Here is a 16,598-nt window from a genome sequence, read left to right as displayed (position 1 = left end):
GGCGACCGCAGAGTCGCCACCTATCCGATACCTGAAGTGATGACTGAAAGAGAGAACCCTACAATGCAGCACATAAATGAGATCGTCGGCCAGCCCCCCTTCAACGTGACGCGGGCCAGCCATGTGGTTCTGAACGTACGGGACCTGGAGGCAAGTAAACATTTCTATAGCGAGCTGGTTGGCCTGATCGTCAGCGATGAAGATGCATCCACCGTCTGGTTACGTGGCCTGGAAGAGCGCGGTCACCACAGTCTGGTACTGCGTAAAAGTACGCAACCGGGCTGCGCGCGTATCGGCATGCGGGTCCATAGCGATGAGGACATCTTGCGGGCGATGGCGTACTTCAACGACCAGGGCATTGATGCCCAACTGGTGGATGTTCCCTGGCAGGGATTAACCCTACACGTCAATGACAGCATCGGCGTACCGCTGGAATTCTGCGCCAGCATGGAACCGCGTGAGCGGATGTTCAAGCAGTACGATCGCTATCGCGGCGCCTGCGCTCAGCGGCTTGACCACTATCAACTGCAGGCCAGCAACGTGCGTACCGCCTTCGACTTCTATCAGCGCCTGGGATTTCGCACCAGCGAATACACCTGGTCCGAACTGGAAGGTGAAACACAGCTGTGGGGCGTGTGGATGCAGCGCAAAGGCAACCCGCACGACATCGTCTTTACCAACGGCGTCGGCCCGCGCCTGCACCACTTTGCCTACACCATCCCGGATACCAACGACATGATCCGTGCCTGTGATGTAGCCGGCGCGCTGGGCTATGCCCCGCAGCTGGAGCGCGGCCCAGGACGCCACGGGATCAGCGGCGCGCTGTTTATCTATTTCCGCGACCCCGACGGCCATCGCATCGAGCTGTTCAACACCCACTACCAGCATATCGATCCTGAACCGGCGATCGGCTGGGATCTCGCCGACCCGAAACGGGCCGACCAGTGGGGGCTGCCGGCACAGAACAAGTGGTTTACCGAAGCCACCACCTTCGTTGGGGTCACCCCGCAGCCGCCGCGCCTGCGGGTGGAGCCGCCGGACCTGGAACGCTTCCTGGCCATGGCCAACGACGCCTGATTTTGCACATCGTCACACGCTGTACCTCATCGCTCCCGGCGCCGCACGCGGCCTGAGAGCAAACTTAACAGCATCCAGGAGTACGATTGTGGCTACATTTTTTCAAAATGCTTACCTCAGAATTCTGGTGACCTACGCCCTCGGCGTGATGGCGGCAATGACCGTCAGCGAGGCGGTGACCGAGCTGGGCGCCATTGCCAGAGAGTTTCAGATCAACGGGCACGGCCAGGTGGGGCTTATCATGTCGCTCCCTTCCTTGATGGTCGCCCTCGGCGCGTTGCTGGCGGGCTACACCGTCGACCGTTTTGGTGACCGGGCTGTACTGCTGATTGGTGCACTGGCGATCGTCACCGGCGATCTGCTGGTGGTTGCCTCTCCCACCTTCAAGCTGTTGCTTATCTGTCGCGCGATTACCGGCGTCGGCTACGTCCTGACGGCGGTGGCCGCAGTGACGTTGCTGATCCGTATTACCACCGGCAAACAGCGAACGATGGCCATGGCGCTGTGGTCGACCTTTGTCCCCGCCAGCTTTCTGCTGCCGTTCCTGACCGCTGGCCTGGCTGAGCACTTTGCTGACTGGCGAGCGGCGTTCCTGGCCCACTCAATACTGACGCTACTACTGGTGGTGCTGGCGCAGCTGTGCCTGCCACGACGCAGTGCGGAAGAAAAGGTCATGTTCTCCCGCACCCGGGGCCTGCGCGATGTTCTGAAAAGCCCGCTGCCGTGGCTGCTGGGGATCTCCTTCGGTGCTGATGCATTTTTGCAAACGGGCGTTATCACCACCCTCGCACCCTGGCTGGCCAAAAGCTATGGCGTGGATGTGCTGGCGGTCTCGCGCTGGAACGTGGTGGCGATGGTCTGTAACGGTATCGGCTGTCTGATGGTCGGCGCCCTGCTCAACCGCGGGGTCCGGGCGACGCTGATTGGGGCGATGGGGATCGTGCTTACGGGCCTACCGGCGCTGATGATCTTCAGCCTGCAGTTGGGACTGTGGCCTTCGCTGGTGGCGTCGTGGGTCTTTACCTTCGGCAGCGGGCTGCTGGTGGGCATGTGGGCACTAGCACCGGTGGTGGCTCCTTCGCGGGACAGCATTGGCGCAACCAGCGGGCTTATTACGCAACTGACATTAATCGGCGTATTTCTCGGGCCACCGCTGTTCTTCAATGCGCTGCACAACCATACCGGTCACTCGCTTTCATTGCTGGTAATAGGGGGATTGGTGGTGTGCCTGGTCGGTATCCCCGTCTGGCTCCGCGATCCGAACCATAAATCAACCGTTGAACATCGCGCCACCGAAAGCGCAGGCATTAACAAATCGTCCGTGAACTAGCCGTTTGTGAACTAACGATGGCAGGCCATCAGGCCTGCCGATAAAACACACTGAGGAAGTCATTATGTTGGATATCGTCATTATTGGTGCCGGTCCGGCAGGGCTGGCTACAGCCCTGCGCTTACACCAGCAGGGATTTACCCCACGTTTATTTGAAGCCGTACCGGAAATTAAACCGTTGGGCGTTGGCGTGGATATCAAACCTTATGCGGTGAAAGAGTTAACAGAGCTGGGGCTTTACGAGGAGTTTTGCGCGATCTCCGTCGAGGCCCAGGAGTCCATTTTCTACACCGGCTACGGTCAGCAGATTTTCGGTGAACAGTGCGGTCGCCATATGGGTTATGAGCATGACCAGCGTTTTGTTCACCGTGGTCATCTGCAGATGATGCTCTACCGTGCCGTGCAGGAACGTCTGGGTCCCGACGCCATTACCCTCGGTTGCCGCTGTGTAGATTTCACCCAGGACGATCACGGCGTGACTGTGAACTTCGATAACAGCCACAACCCCGCCGCGCCGCAACAGGTACGCGCCGATGTGGTGATTGGCGTTGACGGCATTCGTTCTGTGGTACGCAGTCAGCTGCTGCCGGCATCCGAGCGCAGCCACTTTTCCGGCCTGACGCTGTATCGCGGCGTCACGGTGATGCCGCCAATCAAAACCGGTGGCTCAATTTTGCACATTGGCGACCCGATCCGTCAGGGCACCCTGATCGTCTACCCCATTCAGGACAACGTCGATGGTCAGGGTAATCAACTGGTCAACTGGGTGATTGAGCAGGCGGAAAAACCGCAAAGCGAAGAGGACTGGAACCAGCAAACCGGCGTGAAAGAGATTGAGCATGTGTTCGACGACTGTCAGCTCGGTTTTCTCAACGTCAGCGAGATGATCCGCCAGGCCCGTGAATGCTACCTGTTCCCGCTGATCGATCATGACCCGCTCCCCCAGTGGTCGTTTGGCCGGATCACTCTGCTCGGCGATGCCGCCCACGCTATGTATCCACGCGGCGGCAACAGCGTGTGCCAGGCGTTCGTAGACGCCCGGGTGCTGGCGGAAAAACTGAGCGCCATCAGCGACCCGGTTGCCGCCCTTCAGGCCTACGAACAAGAGCGCCGCGAAAAAGTGAACTGGCTGGTGCTGGCCTCCCGTGGCGAAGGTCCGGAAGTGGTGCGCCGGATTGTCGAGGAGCGCAGCGGTGGTAAACCGTTTGACGATATCGAAGCTATTTTCCCCCATGAAGAGGCACTGGCGATTTTTAGCGAATATCACGCCAAAGCCGGGATGCGGATCCCCGGACAGAAAGAGAACGCGGCACCCGGAAAATATCAGTCCGTTTTTGCAACAGAACAGAAATAACAACACCCCAACGTCATATCAAAAACAAAAGGAAAGTACAGATGACTAAAATTATCGATGCCAACATGCACTGGCTGCCAGGCGACCTGTTTTCTGACCAGAAACTGCTGAACGCGTTTCTCGACTGCGTGCCGAAACAGTACGGCGTGCACACCCGGGTTGAGCAGATTGAAGGTAAACCGCTGCGCCAGCTGATCATCGAACAGCCTAAAGGCTATGTGAACCTTAACTACGCCGAAGGCCAGTACACCCTTGAAAGCCAGCTGGCGGACATGGAAAAAGCAGGTATTGACCATGCGATTTTCCGTCTGCCGGTGTGGCAAGAGTGGCTGGATCTTGAGACCTGCAAAAAGGTCAACGACCGGATGGCCGAGTATGTAAAACGCAGCGGCGGCAAGATGTCGGCGCTGGCGGTGGTGCCGCCGTGGGGCACCGAAGATTGTCTACGTGAAGTGGATCGTTGCCTGAATGAACTGGGTTTTCGCGGGGCGCAGATTGTCGCGCACTACGGACAAATCTACCTTGACGATCCGGCATTCCGCCCTTACCTGCGCTACCTGAACTCGCTGGAAGTGCCGGTGGTGGTTCACCATACTCCGCTGCCGGTGGACTACAATTCCGTGCTGCCGTACACCAACCAGCGTCGCCAGTTTGGCCGCTGTATCGACCAGGCTACCGCCGTCGGGCGCGAACTGTTCAGCGGTATGTTTGATGAACTGCCGAACCTGCGCTTTATCCACTCCATGCTGGGTGGCGCATTCTACGCCTTCGCCGATATGCTGGTGCCGCCGCAGCATCAGTTCAACGATGCCGTGGATCGTTTCCAGACCGGGACCGGCAATCTGCGCGCGCAGTTAAGCAACAATATCTTCTTTGACACTTCCGGCGCACCGCAATGGGGTAAAGCCCAGCTGGAAGCCGCAGTGAAGGTGATCGGCGGCAAAAATATCATCTACGGCAGCTCCTACCCGATCCGTAAAGACTGGTTCTTCCAAGGGGTAGATACCATTCAGAGCCTGGATATTTCAGCGGAAGATAAAGCCAATATCCTCGGCGGTAATGCGGCGCGGATGTTCCATCTCGACTAATCCGTTGGTAGTGAGGGGGACAGGACATTCCGATCCCCCTCGTTTTGCACCAAAACATCTACACCTACACTATAAAAAAAGGGTTCATAAACAACATGAACCCTTTTTCGTGCGCCACCCTCAGAGCTACATTGCTAACATCAGCTCCGCTGCCAGCGAATATCTAAGGTCTCACGCACCGCCGCCTCTGCCAGATGGCGTTCCAGAATGGTTTCCATCTCCGCGAGATCGTCGGTCTCCGACGCGGTCAGCGTAATCTGCAACGCGTTATCCAGCACATCCAGCCGCACATCGCCGATGCTCAGGCGAAACTGCCCGCTGTTCTCGTCGCTGACCACCGGCGTACGATGTTGAAAATGGCTGCACAGCCGGCGCATAAAGCGCGGCGCATTTGGCGTCGTGATATGGGCAATACTCGAATGCAGCCCTTCAGCAGGTACCGGGGTAGTCAGCAAATGCTCAATCCGCTCGGCGGCCAGATGAATCGCCTGCGCCAGGCTGTCAATCATCCCGGCGGGCAGCGGCTCATACTTAATCCGCAGGCTCAGCGCCCGCTTCAGATGATCCATCGCGTCAACCATCGCCGGCGGTGATTCGCGGCTGGCCTGCGGCGCCACCCGCGACTTAAGCATATCCATCACCGACTGATTCGCCGTCAGCCAGGCCTGCCCTTCATCGGTGATGCTGTAGCGTTTGCGACCGCCCTTTTCCAGGTCGATCACCGCATAGTTACGGTCGTACAACCAGGTCAGAGTCGGATAGATAACGCCAGGACTTGGTTTATACAACCCGCCGAAACGTTCTTTAATATCATGAATGAGTTCATACCCATGGCTCGGCTGTTCAGACAGCATCGCCAGGAGCAGCACGCGTAGCTCACCGTAATCGAATACCCGCCCACGACGCCCGGTCTGCCCCGCATTCTGCGGGACAGCCGAGGTTTTGGTGTCGGCGGACTTTTTTCCGGAGCGTTGTGTTTGTTCCATCGTCGACTCCATTTTTTCATCCACTGCAACATAACTAAACTTTAAATATATCGTAAAGCGATGATGCCGGTCTGAATTTTGTTCGCGTACGGAATAAGAGTGGGTCCTGCGGAGAAAATGTCAGTGATAAGGTGGTTAAAGTACGGCAATAAAATCGCACTGCACGCGAATGTTGCCGCTGAGTACCGCATCAATGGCGTAGCGGGCCGGGCGCGATGCCGGGTCAGGAAAATAGCGTAGCCAATGCGGGTTAACCCGCTCCCGCTCGCTTTTATCCGCCATCCATAGCGTCAGCCGGGCGATATTGTCCAATGAGCCACCGGCATCCTCAATCACGGTTTTGAGATTAGCGAACATCAACGCGCACTGGGCATCGATATCGTCCGGGACGACCCGGCTTTGCGGATCGCGGCCATAAATCACGCCGGAAAACACCATATTGCCAATCCGACAGGCCGCCGGCACGGGGTTACTGTGGACAAAGCCCTGACTATAAATACTGCTTCGGTCACTCATGTTTATGCTCCTGTCAGGATCTGCCGCTACGGCAGATCCTGCTGACAATTAATAATCGTTATCCGGCATCATTGCGCCAAATTTATACACCAGGCGCAGACGTTCGGCATGATAATCACCGGTAACCGGCGATGGTGAGTCAATATAATCAAATTCAAACTCGGCATGTAAACGCGGCGTCAGGTTATAGCCTAAGATCATAAACCCGGCATTAATATCTTTGGCGGCAATCGGATAATAAATACCGCTGGAGTCTTTCAAATCCAGCCGCGTATAGCCGATAACCGCCAGCGCGTTTTGATTATGATAAACATAGCGCAATGCCAGCGCGTCGCCGGGCTGATTACTGGTAATCATCGACGCCAGCGGCTGCCCGGCCTCAATGGGGGTGGTGTCATAAATACCAAAATTATATGGCGCAAAATAGGCGCCATTTAAAAATGCATTATCTTTACTCGGCACATGGGTGGCAATTACCGAGAAGCTGTGCTGCCGTGAACGAATACCGATGCGTGCGGAATAGAGATCGGTATCAATGTTTTTATACGGCCAGGATTGATCGGAAGCATCCCATTCATGCAGATATTGCGCGCCAAAAAACGGCGTCCAGTCGCCGATGCTCAAGCCACGTACCGGCAGTTCAGTCCCGGCAAAAGCCATCTGCGCCCGTTTATCGAAATGATAATACCAGGCTTCGGCCTGAGCATCGTACAGATGACCATAACGCAGCCCGAAGGTAGAAAAACCATCGCTGTCCACCGACGGGATAGAGGTATCGTCTACTTCAGGTGCGCCGGTATCGCCTTTGCCAAAGGTATCGGAACTAAAGGGCTTGAAGCGATATATCCGGTAGCCGTACAGCTTCAGCTGCTGCTTATCCAGCAGGCTGTAGTCGCCGCCAAACCCTTCATACAACGCCGGGATCATCGTCCGGCCTTCACCGCCGTTGGCAAAAGGCGTATCCAGGGCGATGCGCCCGCCCTGCAGATTAAAACCATATCCGCGGTAGCGTAAATAGGCTTTACCCAGCACATTAATATTATCCGCTGGCAAATAGCCTTCAGTTTTTTCACTATTATCGGGATTCAATCCCAGGTTCCATGAACCATATTCCGCGACGCCGAAACTAAAACCATAAAACTCGGGACTGACATATTGAATATCACCACCGAAGGCGTGGGTTTGTTTATCGGCGACGGTGCCAGTATACTCCTTAAAAAATTGCATGGTTTTGACTTCGCCATAGATATTACCTTGCGCGAGCCAGTCGTTGAATGAATCAGAATCATTGCCGATGGGGACGGTGTTAGCGTAAGCGCTACTGCATAATAACGCCAACGGGAATAACGCCCGCGCCGGGACTCTGAATGAACCGTTTAATTCCATTGCCAGATAACCTCATTACAGGGGACAGAGATATTTTTTATTTACCGCTTATTACCGCTTAGTGAGTGGCGCGTCAGTGCGCCCACCCGCGCCGTGAATAATAGTCACGGCGACAGGTGATATTGACAGAAATGAACTGCACAGCTTACGGCTGAATCTGTTTCAATAACGCTTTACCATAATCATTGCCATTGGGAATACGCGTAATCGTATGGATATGAAAACGCGCCGGCTGTTCGTTGGTCAGCCACATCCCGCTATGGTGGTCGAACTCCAGCATCACTACCGGGCTCTGGATACGGTAATAAAAGACGTCGTCATTGCCGCAGCCGCCGATCCAGCACCACCAGGTGTCCGCCAGGTGTTGTTCGATTAACGCCAGCCGGTGTTGTCGCGGGGCATCGGGTAGAAAATCCAGGAAACAGGCCACCGTCGCCATTAACAGCGCCCGCTGTGCTGGGGTAAATTCCGCCGCGCAAATCCCTTCATAGGGAATAATGCGGTTATCCTGGAATGCGCCGCCAAGATGACGCTGGTCGGCAAAATTAAAGCGTTCCGCCGGCATCGCCGGGTCTTCCATGTGCTGGAAAATCGTCGCCCGTGCCTGCTGGTCTGGCGTCAGTGCCTGCATTAATTGCAGGCCGCAGCGTTCTTCTTCGGTAAACAACACCCCGTCGCTTTCATCGCCGCGGTCGATAACGTTGGGTTCCACGCCCATAAAGGTCGGGGCAATGGTCAACTGACGTCCGATGATAAAGCAGCAAAAGGCGACGTGGTGGCCGTATATATTCCAGCCCCAGGGCTTATCGACGGAAGGTTCGCCAAACAGCATAAAGTGAAAGCTCCAGCGATTCATGATGTTGTTAAGATCGTACAGCTCGCCGAGAAAATGGTTGGCATCCATCAGCCGGGTGACTTTGCTAAACCCGCTGTCGCTGGTACAGGTTCGTAGCAGTCCGAGAAACGCCTCCCGCGTCGTCGGGCCGGTATCTTCGAGGCGCACGCCATAGTCATTGAACGGGATTTCCGGGTTGTACCACGCCCGCCACTGCGGGGCGTCAATGGGCTGACAGACTCGTTCTCGGGCGCTGGCGTCCAGCGTCTCCAGCAAAACCGTAGCGGCGGCAACCGCCTCTTCAACGGCAAAACCTTCATCCGCTAACGGGAACAATCCGTCGCGAACTGCCCCGTCAGTGGTGATCCCGCGAAACGTCTCATCCAGTTTCGCCTGCCACTGTGCTTGCAGATCGCGGGCTTTCTCCGTCGCCAGCATCCTCGCGCCGTAGGTAGCGACGTCAACATTGCGGGCCGCCAGGATCCGTGGCGCGTCGGCGGGCAGCAGATAGTCGCGAAACAGGTGTCGGCTCATCTTGCCTCTCCTGTCGCCGCGTCAGCGTCTTCGTCGGCGACAACGCGATGGGTCATCGATCCCAGGCCATCGATAGTCAGCTGCATCACATCTCCCGGCTGCAGGAAGCAACCGCGCAGCGCACCGATACCGGAAGGTGTACCGGTGGCAAGCACGTCGCCCGGTTCCAGCGTCATCACCGAAGAAAGATATTCAATTTGTTGATAGATGTCGTAAATCATATCGCCGGTGGCCGCCTGCTGGCGGCATTCATCGTTCACCGTCAGCGTCATGTTCAGCGCCATCGGGTCGGCGATCTCATCGGCAGTGGTCAGCCACGGGCCAAGCGGGCCGTGCGTATCAAATGATTTTCCCAGTGTGAAGGTCGGCGATTTTTTCAGCCAGTCCCGGGCAGAGAGATCGTTGACGATCAGGTAGCCGGCAATCACCCCCTGCGCTTCACTGGCGCGGACCTGGCGACAGCGGCGACCGATAACGACACCAAGCTCGATTTCATAATCCATCTGCTCGCTTAGGCGCGGCTTCACCACCGGGTCGAACGGGCCGTTGATGCAGGACACCTGCTTGTTAAACCACAGCTGCGACGACGGGATAGCAATGCCCGCCTGCCGCGCCTCCTCAGCATGCTTGCGGTAGTTCATGCCGATGCCGAGAAATTTTTGCGGATCGATAATCGGCGCCTCGAGGTGGACATCCTCCAGCGCCACTGCCGGGCTGCTCGCCTGTTCGAGCCGCGCGCGGAGCGCCGGCAGATCGTTGAGCAACTGGCGCATCGAATGCTCGATACCGGCAACTTCGGACAGATCGACAACCGTGGAACCGACAACTTTTCCGAGACGAGTTCGCCCCTGGTGGGTATAGCGCACGAGCTTCATATCACTCCTTTTTATGCCGCAAAGGGCGTCATTTGTGACAGCACAATCTGCCAGCCCTGCAGGGTACGACGCAGCACCAGCGTGGAAAAACCGTGGCGAACCCGCTCGGCGCCATCGCTCAGCGAACGCACGATATTGCAGGTTTCACCGCTGATAATGGCAATATCGCCCAGCAGCCGGATCTCCGGCGTTGGCCGCTCAATAGCGACAAAACCGCCCATTCTGGCCACATGTTCGAGGAAGGCGTCTTTACTGTGCGCCATCCCGGTGCTGTGAATATGCAACAGATCGTCAGCCAGCAGCGGTGCGAGACGTTCACGATCGCCGGCAACCAATGCCCGCTGGCGTTCCGTCTCCAGCGCCAGCAACGCCTGGATATCGGCGTTCATAGCAGCCCCTCGTAGGATCCGCCGTCGAGCTGCAGGTTTTGCCCGGAAATGTAGGAGGCCTGATGGCTACACAAAAAGGCGCAGGCGGCAGCAAACTCGTCCGGGCGACCGAAACGACCGGCGGCGATGGTGGCTTCATTACGGCGGCGCGCCTCCTCCAGGCTAATGCCCTCTTTGGCCATCAGGCGCTCCAGCATAAATGCCTGGCGTGGCGTATCGATGCGCTCCGGCAGCAGGTTATTGATGGTCACGTTGTCGGCGACCACCTCACGACTAATCGCTTTACAGATCGCCGTCAGCGCGGTGCGTGCCGAGGTGGAAAGCCCCATCATGTAGTGCGGTGCCTTAACCATGGCCGAGGTGATATTGACGATCCGCCCGAAGCGCCGCTGCTGCATACCCGGCAGCCAGGCCCGAATCAGCTGCACCGCCGGAATGAAATTGGCCGCCATCGCCGACAGCAGCGCCTCTTCATGCCAGTCGGTGAGTGCCCCGGGCTGCGGCCCGGCGTTGTTGGTGACCAGAATGTCGATCTGCGGGTAAGCCGCAAGGATCGCTGCCCTGCCTTCCTGCTGCGTCAGGTCGGCGACGATCGTCGTTACCGCGATTTGCGGAAAACGCGCGCACAGCTCCGCCGCTGCGCGCGCCAGCTTCTCTTCATGACGCCCGTTAAGGACGACGTTTACCCCTTCAGCCGCCAGCGCCGTCGCACAGGCGAGCCCCAACCCCTGCGATGATGCGCAGACGAACGCCAGCCTGCCGGCAATCCCCAGATCCATTCTCCGCTCCTGAATGTTAATCATTGGTAAAATAATGTACATATATTGATATATCTCAAATTACGATATGTCTAGATTTGCCAGGAGGATTAGAATGAAAGTCGGAGATGGCTCACGAAAGAGAACCGTACAGACAGTACCCGTTACACCAGATTGCAGACAGGAACCGGCCTGCAGACCGCATGATGTGGGGTCCGCAGGGTATTGACTGGCGGGAGCGTCTATCGCTAACTGATTTGCGCTAGCTGCTGCTGGATCTCATCGAGGAACAGCGGCAGCGCGCTGGGCTGGTAGTCCCGGGAAAGGTAAATGCCGTAGACGCTCAGCGCTTTCGGGGTCCAGGCGGGCAACACCGGCTTGAGCGCCCCGCTGTTCAGAGCGCGCTGCGCCTCAAGGACCGGCAGCATCGCAATACCGCATCCGGCCACCGCCGCGTCCAGCAGTAATGAGGAGATCCCGGCGCTGAGATTACCGGAAACCGCCACCGACGCCACCTCACCCTCGGGATCGGTAAACTGCCACTGCGGGGCGGCAAAATGGCTGTAATGCAGGCAGTTGTGCTGGCTCAACTCTGCCAGAGTCTGCGGCTGTCCGTGCAGCTGTAGCCAGCGCGGGGAGGCACACAGGACCGAGCGACATACCCCGAGACGGCGGGCAATGGCGCCAGGCTCCGGGTTGTCGGTAATGCGAATGGCCACGTCGATACGCTCACCAATCAGGCTCACCGGATGGTTATTGATATCCAGCTCCAGGCGAAGCTGCGGGTAACGTGCGAGAAAATCAGGCAACAGCGGCGAAATCAGCTGCATTGCCGTAAAGTGAGCGCAGGCGACGCGCAGCGTCCCGCTGGGCACCGCCCGTTCGGTTTGACCGGCAATTTCGTCCGAAAGCTGGGTCAGGCTACGGGTTTTTTGCAGCACTTTCTCACCGGCGGCGGTTAACGTCAGTTTACGGGTTGAACGGTGGATCAGCCGGGTTCCCGCCCAGTGCTCCATCTGTTCCAGGTAGCGGCTGACCATAGGCCGCGACATGCCCAACGCGCGGGCGGCGGCACTCAGGCTGCCCAGTTCGCAGATCCGCATGTAGACCTGCGCGGCGATAATTCTGTCCATCTGACACTTCCATCTGCACGATTTATGAAACTCAGCATCTCTTTTTTCAGGAATTTTCGCAAATCAGGAAATCCGTAAAATAGCGTCATTCACCTGATACTGAGAAAAACACCATGAAATTATCTGCCCTTGCCATTGCCACCGCCCTGTTCAGCAGCGCCGCGTTTGCCGCGCCCTTAACCCTCGAAACCTACAACCCGCAGGATAAAGGGATTTTCGCCGTTAACTCGACGCTGGTCTCCGGCCCCCATGAAGCGGTGCTGTTTGATGCGCAATTTAGCGTGAAGGACGGTGAAAAACTGGTCGAGATGATCCGCAACAACGGCAAACCGTTGACCCGTATCGTGATAACGTCCGGTGACCCGGATTTTTATTTTGGTCTGGAGCCGCTTGTGAAGGCCTTCCCGCAGGCGAAAGTGGTCGCCACCGCCGAGGTGGTGAACCATATTAACGCCACCAAAGCGGCGAAGCTCGCCTGGTGGGGTCCGCAGATGAAAGATGGCGCGCCGAAGCAGCTGTACACCCCGCAGGTGATCGACGCTACCACCTTCACCATCGACGGCGAAAAAGTGGAGATCCGCCAGCCGCAGCACTATGCTGCCTTCGTCTGGATCCCGGGCAACAAGACCCTCCTCGGGGGAACCGGCGTTGCCTGGGGGATGCACGTGTGGACCGCTGATACCCAAAGCGCAGCAAGCCGCCAGCAATGGCGTCAAACCCTCAACGATATGGCCGCTCTGCACCCGCAGCGGGTGATCCCGGGCCATTACCTCGGTCCACTACCGGCCGGTGACCGTGCGATTACCTTCACTCGCGACTATCTGCAGCAGTTTGAGCAGGCATTGAAGACGCATCACGATTCCGCTGGCGTAATCGGCGAAATGAAACAGCGCTGGCCGGGACTAGCGGAAGAGAGTTCGCTGGAGCTGAGCGCGAAGGTGAATACCGGCGAGATGAAGTGGTAACAGGCTCCAGGCTGACGGGCATCATGACGATCGTTCATCAGGCAGTTCAGTATCCTGCTGGCTTGCGTTATGATGCCAGGCTTCAGGTGGCTGTCGACTACAGACGGCCACCGCACACTGCCCGTCGGAGGGAACTTGAGAAGCGACACACGGTTATCACGCGTTTTGCACATACTGGTTCATCTGGCCTGCGACTCCGCAAACTATACCTCGCAACAGCTGGCTGACATGCTGGATACCAACGCCGTTCTGGTGCGCCGGACTATGGCCGGGCTGCGCGAAGCCGGTTATGTACGTTCAGAAAAAGGGCATAACGGCGGCTGGTCATTAAGCTGCGACCCGCACCAGGTCACCCTGCTGGATATTTATAAAGCCCTGGGGATTACCCATCTTTATAACCTTGGGATTAGCCGGGATAATCCCCATTGTCTGATTGAAAATACCGTTAATGCAGAACTGGACGACGCCTTAAACCAGGCAGAATTATTGCTCATGAACCGCCTGAATGAAATAACGCTCAGCTTCCTTTGCGATAAGTTTAAAGAAAACAATCGCTAAACACTTTATTCACCAGCGTTTCCCCACCCGACATTTATCGATATGTGCTTTCGTTTTCACGATGCCCAGAGCGTCGTGTTGATTTTGTCTGATTTAGATCGTACCTTTTGTTGTTACATGAGTTACTCACACTATCAGGAGTTGTTGTGCAACAGATTATTGATCCATCTACACTTCAGGCATTATGGTCCTGCATCGTGCTCAGCGTTGCTGCTGCCAGCATTTCATTTACCATCACCCAGACCGAACTTTTTGTTCCGCTGCGTAATTTTGCTAATAAAATCGGCCATATGACCGGCTATCTGTTCCACTGTTTTTATTGCATGAGTCACTGGGTAGTCCTTGCCGGGGTTCTCATTTATCGCCCGCTGATTATCAGCAGCGGTAATATTTATATTGACCTCATTATTACTCTGTTTTTCACCATCACCCTCGCCACGTTCGTCAGCGGTTTTATGTTCCGCTCTTTTATTTATGTCATGGACAAAAAGATGAAAGAGAGTGAGCTTAAAGAGATGATGAACAAAAACAGTCAAAAATAAAAAAAGGCGATCGTTGAGATCGCCTTCTTCGGATAGCTTAACCTTGCTGGTCAACGTTATTCGGGATTATTTCGCCAACAGTTCCTTGCGGATTATCTCGGCGCCGGCGCTTAACGCCTGCAGTTTTCCTCTGGCGACCTGACGCGATAGCGGCGCCATGCCACAGTTGGTTGACGGATAGAGTTTGTCGGCATCAACAAACTGCAGCGCTTTGCGCAGAGTGTTGGCCACTTCGTCCGCCGTTTCAATAGCGTTGGTTGCCACGTCAATTGCCCCAACCATCACTTTTTTACCGCGAATCAACTCCAGCAGATCCATCGGCACCCGCGAGTTATGGCACTCCAGCGAGATGATATCGATTTTCGAAGTTTGCAGTTTCGGGAACGCTTCTTCATATTGCCGCCACTCGGAACCCAGCGTCTTTTTCCAGTCGGTGTTGGCCTTGATACCGTATCCGTAGCAGATATGTACTGCGGTTTCACATTTCAGCCCTTCAACCGCTCTTTCCAGCGCGGCGATTCCCCAGTCATTAACTTCATCGAAGAACACATTAAATGCTGGCTCATCAAACTGGATAATATCCACCCCGGCCGCTTCTAACTCTTTGGCTTCCTGATTGAGGATCTTCGCAAATTCCCATGCCAGTTTTTCGCGGCTTTTATAGTGGTTATCATACAGCGTATCGATCATCGTCATCGGCCCCGGCAAGGCCCATTTAATCGGCTGGTCGGTGAGCTGGCGTAAATATCGCGCATCGTCGACAAAGACGGGCTTTTTACGGGCAACTTCACCCACCACGCTCGGCACGCTGGCCTCATAGCGGTTACGGATTTTAACCACCTGACGGTTCTCAAAATCCACGCCGTCAAGGTGTTCAATAAAGGTGGTGACAAAATGCTGGCGCGTTTGCTCGCCATCGCTGACGATATCAATACCCGCCAGCTGTTGTTCCTGCAGCGCCAAACGCAGGGCGTCCTGTTTCCCCTCAACTAAGATCTCATCCTGTAATTTCCACGGTGACCACAGGGTTTCGGGCTGCGCAAGCCACGAAGGTTTCGGTAAACTGCCCGCTGTTGACGTCGGTAATAATATTTTCATAATAGAGAACCTTTTTATTTTGTTAATTACAGCGCGCAGCTAGCGGACCATTGTTCAAGAATATTTTTATAGGGCTGGATGAAGTTCTGTTCCGTAAACTTGCCCTGCTCAATCGCCAGGTGACTCCGCTCTTCGCGGTCGTAAACAATTTTGGTTAACGAGTGATCCTGGTTACTCAGGTTTGGCTGATAGTATTGCCCGGCGGCGGAGTTGGCGTTGTAAATTTCCGGGCGGTAAATTTTCTGGAAGGTCTCCATGGTGCTGATGGTACCGATCAGTTCCAGACTGGTGTAATCACTCAGTAAATCACCGGCGCAAAAGAAAGCTAACGGCGCGACGCTGTTTTTCGGCATGAAGTAACGCACCTGCAGACCCATTTTCTTAAAATACTGCTCAGTCAGCGAAGAGTCCTGTTGCTGATACTCATCCCCCAGTACCGGATGCTGATTCCCGGTGCGGTGATAGATATCTTTGCTGGACACGCTCAGGCAGATCACCGGTGATTTGCTGAACTGCTGGTGGTATTCATTCGAATTGACGAAATGTTTGAAGATGTTGCCGTGTAGCTCGCCAAAGTTTTCAGGAATACTAAACTCAGGCTTGTTTTTATTGTGTTCCAGCAGCAACACGCTGAAGTCATAGTCACGGACATAAGACGAGAAATTATTGCCGACGATGCCTTCAATACGCTCGTTGGTTTTTTTGTCAATAATATTGGTTTTCAGTATTTCAATGACCGGGAAGGCATCGCCCTGCGCTTCAACGCTCATCTCAACCGAGATGATTTCCAGCTCAACAGAATAACGGTCGCCTTTAAGATTATCCCAGTACGCCAGGGTATTAAAACGATTGTTCATCATCACCAGGGTGTTACGCAGGTTCTCCTGGCGGTTCTCTCCCCGGGCTAAATTGGCGAAGTTAGTGGTAATACGCGTATTATCCGAAGGGTTATAATTCTCATCGAAACAACTGCTTTTAATTGTAAAGGTGAAGTCTTTGCTCATGATGTCTTGTACCTGCGTTGTGCGATGAAAGCTGAATTTATTGTTTGAACAACAGGAATAACCACTTATTATTTACGGGCTTTCCCATTTAGGGAGCTTTCATTTTGGCTACCGTTGATGAGGTATATTTTATGCCAGAGCCCTTAGAGCAGAGAAAGCGACTTAATTTC

At 55.4% G+C, this 16,598-nt stretch carries 17 protein-coding genes; 7 read left to right on the top strand and 10 right to left on the bottom strand.

The annotated features are described in order from the left end of the window. The first annotated feature begins 63 nt into the window (after positions 1-63). The 4 genes from hpaD (at position 64) to ACMYSO_RS01460 (ending at position 4,849) form a co-directional block, all read left to right on the top strand. The gene (gene hpaD / locus ACMYSO_RS01475) at positions 64-1,077 is read left to right on the top strand and encodes a 3,4-dihydroxyphenylacetate 2,3-dioxygenase (protein WP_434668926.1); all 1,014 of its coding nucleotides are present in this window, start codon (positions 64-66) and stop codon (positions 1,075-1,077) included. Positions 1,078-1,165: 88 nt separating this feature from the next. After that, positions 1,166-2,407 carry an MFS transporter gene (locus ACMYSO_RS01470; protein WP_434668925.1) on the top strand — a complete coding sequence of 414 codons (1,242 nt, stop codon included), beginning with the start codon at positions 1,166-1,168 and terminating at the stop codon, positions 2,405-2,407. A 64-nt stretch (positions 2,408-2,471) separates the two neighbouring features. Next, complete coding sequence (locus tag ACMYSO_RS01465) at positions 2,472-3,761, top strand: FAD-dependent monooxygenase (protein ID WP_434668923.1); 1,290 nt, start codon at positions 2,472-2,474, stop codon at positions 3,759-3,761. Positions 3,762-3,802: 41 nt separating this feature from the next. Then, on the top strand, positions 3,803-4,849 hold the full coding sequence (locus ACMYSO_RS01460; RefSeq protein ID WP_123754284.1) for an amidohydrolase family protein: 1,047 nt from the start codon (positions 3,803-3,805) through the stop codon (positions 4,847-4,849). Between the two features lie 140 nt (positions 4,850-4,989). On the opposite strand, the gene ACMYSO_RS01455 is transcribed toward ACMYSO_RS01460, so the two are convergent. The 8 genes from ACMYSO_RS01455 to ACMYSO_RS01420 form a co-directional block, all read right to left on the bottom strand. Beyond that, positions 4,990-5,835, bottom strand: coding sequence for a DUF2218 domain-containing protein (locus tag ACMYSO_RS01455; protein WP_434668921.1), 846 nt, complete (start codon positions 5,833-5,835; stop codon positions 4,990-4,992). A 135-nt stretch (positions 5,836-5,970) separates the two neighbouring features. Then, a complete protein-coding gene (locus ACMYSO_RS01450; protein WP_434668920.1) occupies positions 5,971-6,351 on the bottom strand; it encodes a RidA family protein in 381 nt (126 codons plus the stop codon). Between the two features lie 48 nt (positions 6,352-6,399). Beyond that, positions 6,400-7,737 carry a hypothetical protein gene (locus tag ACMYSO_RS01445; protein WP_434668918.1) on the bottom strand — a complete coding sequence of 446 codons (1,338 nt, stop codon included), beginning with the start codon at positions 7,735-7,737 and terminating at the stop codon, positions 6,400-6,402. 145 nt (positions 7,738-7,882) lie between these two features. Next, positions 7,883-9,106, bottom strand: a complete 1,224-nt coding sequence (locus ACMYSO_RS01440; RefSeq protein WP_434668916.1) for a DUF3500 domain-containing protein — start codon at positions 9,104-9,106, stop codon at positions 7,883-7,885. After that, positions 9,103-9,981 carry a fumarylacetoacetate hydrolase family protein gene (locus tag ACMYSO_RS01435; protein ID WP_434668914.1) on the bottom strand — a complete coding sequence of 293 codons (879 nt, stop codon included), beginning with the start codon at positions 9,979-9,981 and terminating at the stop codon, positions 9,103-9,105. Before ACMYSO_RS01435 ends, ACMYSO_RS01440 begins: the two co-directional genes overlap by 4 nt. Before the next feature lie 11 nt (positions 9,982-9,992). Further along, the gene (locus tag ACMYSO_RS01430) at positions 9,993-10,370 is read right to left on the bottom strand and encodes a nuclear transport factor 2 family protein (protein ID WP_434668912.1); all 378 of its coding nucleotides are present in this window, start codon (positions 10,368-10,370) and stop codon (positions 9,993-9,995) included. After that, positions 10,367-11,149 (bottom strand): SDR family oxidoreductase, encoded by a 783-nt coding sequence (locus ACMYSO_RS01425; protein ID WP_434668910.1) that lies wholly within the window; start codon positions 11,147-11,149, stop codon positions 10,367-10,369. The genes ACMYSO_RS01430 and ACMYSO_RS01425 overlap by 4 nt, the downstream gene beginning before the upstream one ends. A 227-nt stretch (positions 11,150-11,376) precedes the next feature. Then, entirely contained in the window at positions 11,377-12,261 is an 885-nt protein-coding gene (locus tag ACMYSO_RS01420) for a LysR family transcriptional regulator (RefSeq protein ID WP_434668908.1), read from the bottom strand. Between the two features lie 113 nt (positions 12,262-12,374). Between ACMYSO_RS01420 and ACMYSO_RS01415 the strand changes: the two genes are divergently transcribed. From ACMYSO_RS01415 to ACMYSO_RS01405, 3 genes are all read left to right on the top strand, one after another. Continuing rightward, positions 12,375-13,226 (top strand): Vmh family MBL fold metallo-hydrolase, encoded by an 852-nt coding sequence (locus tag ACMYSO_RS01415; protein WP_434668906.1) that lies wholly within the window; start codon positions 12,375-12,377, stop codon positions 13,224-13,226. A gap of 165 nt (positions 13,227-13,391) precedes the next feature. Continuing rightward, positions 13,392-13,784, top strand: coding sequence for an Rrf2 family transcriptional regulator (locus tag ACMYSO_RS01410; protein WP_434584876.1), 393 nt, complete (start codon positions 13,392-13,394; stop codon positions 13,782-13,784). Between the two features lie 146 nt (positions 13,785-13,930). Continuing rightward, positions 13,931-14,326: a DUF1360 domain-containing protein gene (locus ACMYSO_RS01405; protein WP_434668904.1), complete on the top strand. Its 396-nt coding sequence runs from the start codon at positions 13,931-13,933 to the stop codon at positions 14,324-14,326. A 66-nt stretch (positions 14,327-14,392) separates the two neighbouring features. Here ACMYSO_RS01405 and ACMYSO_RS01400 read toward each other — a convergent pair whose 3' ends face one another. Together ACMYSO_RS01400 and ACMYSO_RS01395 are read right to left on the bottom strand one after the other, a co-directional pair. After that, the gene (locus ACMYSO_RS01400; protein WP_434668903.1) at positions 14,393-15,424 is read right to left on the bottom strand and encodes a methionine synthase; all 1,032 of its coding nucleotides are present in this window, start codon (positions 15,422-15,424) and stop codon (positions 14,393-14,395) included. A 26-nt stretch (positions 15,425-15,450) separates the two neighbouring features. Beyond that, entirely contained in the window at positions 15,451-16,428 is a 978-nt protein-coding gene (locus tag ACMYSO_RS01395; RefSeq protein WP_434668901.1) for a DUF1852 domain-containing protein, read from the bottom strand. Positions 16,429-16,598: the final 170 nt, after the last annotated feature.

The organism is Klebsiella sp. B345, from assembly GCF_051131735.1.
Classification (GTDB): domain Bacteria; phylum Pseudomonadota; class Gammaproteobacteria; order Enterobacterales; family Enterobacteriaceae; genus Klebsiella.
Note: the sequence above shows the minus strand (reverse complement) of the source record. Positions and strands in the feature narration are given on the sequence as shown.

Excerpts from the sequence above, each read along its gene's own strand:
- hpaD (WP_434668926.1), top strand. The coding sequence starts at position 64 with ATGCAGCACATAAATGAGATCGTCGGCCAGCCCCCCTTCAACGTGACG.
- ACMYSO_RS01465 (WP_434668923.1), top strand. The coding sequence starts at position 2,472 with ATGTTGGATATCGTCATTATTGGTGCCGGTCCGGCAGGGCTGGCTACA.
- ACMYSO_RS01460 (WP_123754284.1), top strand. The coding sequence starts at position 3,803 with ATGACTAAAATTATCGATGCCAACATGCACTGGCTGCCAGGCGACCTG.
- ACMYSO_RS01455 (WP_434668921.1), bottom strand. The coding sequence starts at position 5,835 with ATGGAACAAACACAACGCTCCGGAAAAAAGTCCGCCGACACCAAAACC.
- ACMYSO_RS01450 (WP_434668920.1), bottom strand. The coding sequence starts at position 6,351 with ATGAGTGACCGAAGCAGTATTTATAGTCAGGGCTTTGTCCACAGTAAC.
- ACMYSO_RS01445 (WP_434668918.1), bottom strand. The coding sequence starts at position 7,737 with ATGGAATTAAACGGTTCATTCAGAGTCCCGGCGCGGGCGTTATTCCCG.
- ACMYSO_RS01440 (WP_434668916.1), bottom strand. The coding sequence starts at position 9,106 with ATGAGCCGACACCTGTTTCGCGACTATCTGCTGCCCGCCGACGCGCCA.
- ACMYSO_RS01435 (WP_434668914.1), bottom strand. The coding sequence starts at position 9,981 with ATGAAGCTCGTGCGCTATACCCACCAGGGGCGAACTCGTCTCGGAAAA.
- ACMYSO_RS01430 (WP_434668912.1), bottom strand. The coding sequence starts at position 10,370 with ATGAACGCCGATATCCAGGCGTTGCTGGCGCTGGAGACGGAACGCCAG.
- ACMYSO_RS01425 (WP_434668910.1), bottom strand. The coding sequence starts at position 11,149 with ATGGATCTGGGGATTGCCGGCAGGCTGGCGTTCGTCTGCGCATCATCG.
- ACMYSO_RS01420 (WP_434668908.1), bottom strand. The coding sequence starts at position 12,261 with ATGGACAGAATTATCGCCGCGCAGGTCTACATGCGGATCTGCGAACTG.
- ACMYSO_RS01415 (WP_434668906.1), top strand. The coding sequence starts at position 12,375 with ATGAAATTATCTGCCCTTGCCATTGCCACCGCCCTGTTCAGCAGCGCC.
- ACMYSO_RS01400 (WP_434668903.1), bottom strand. The coding sequence starts at position 15,424 with ATGAAAATATTATTACCGACGTCAACAGCGGGCAGTTTACCGAAACCT.
- ACMYSO_RS01395 (WP_434668901.1), bottom strand. The coding sequence starts at position 16,428 with ATGAGCAAAGACTTCACCTTTACAATTAAAAGCAGTTGTTTCGATGAG.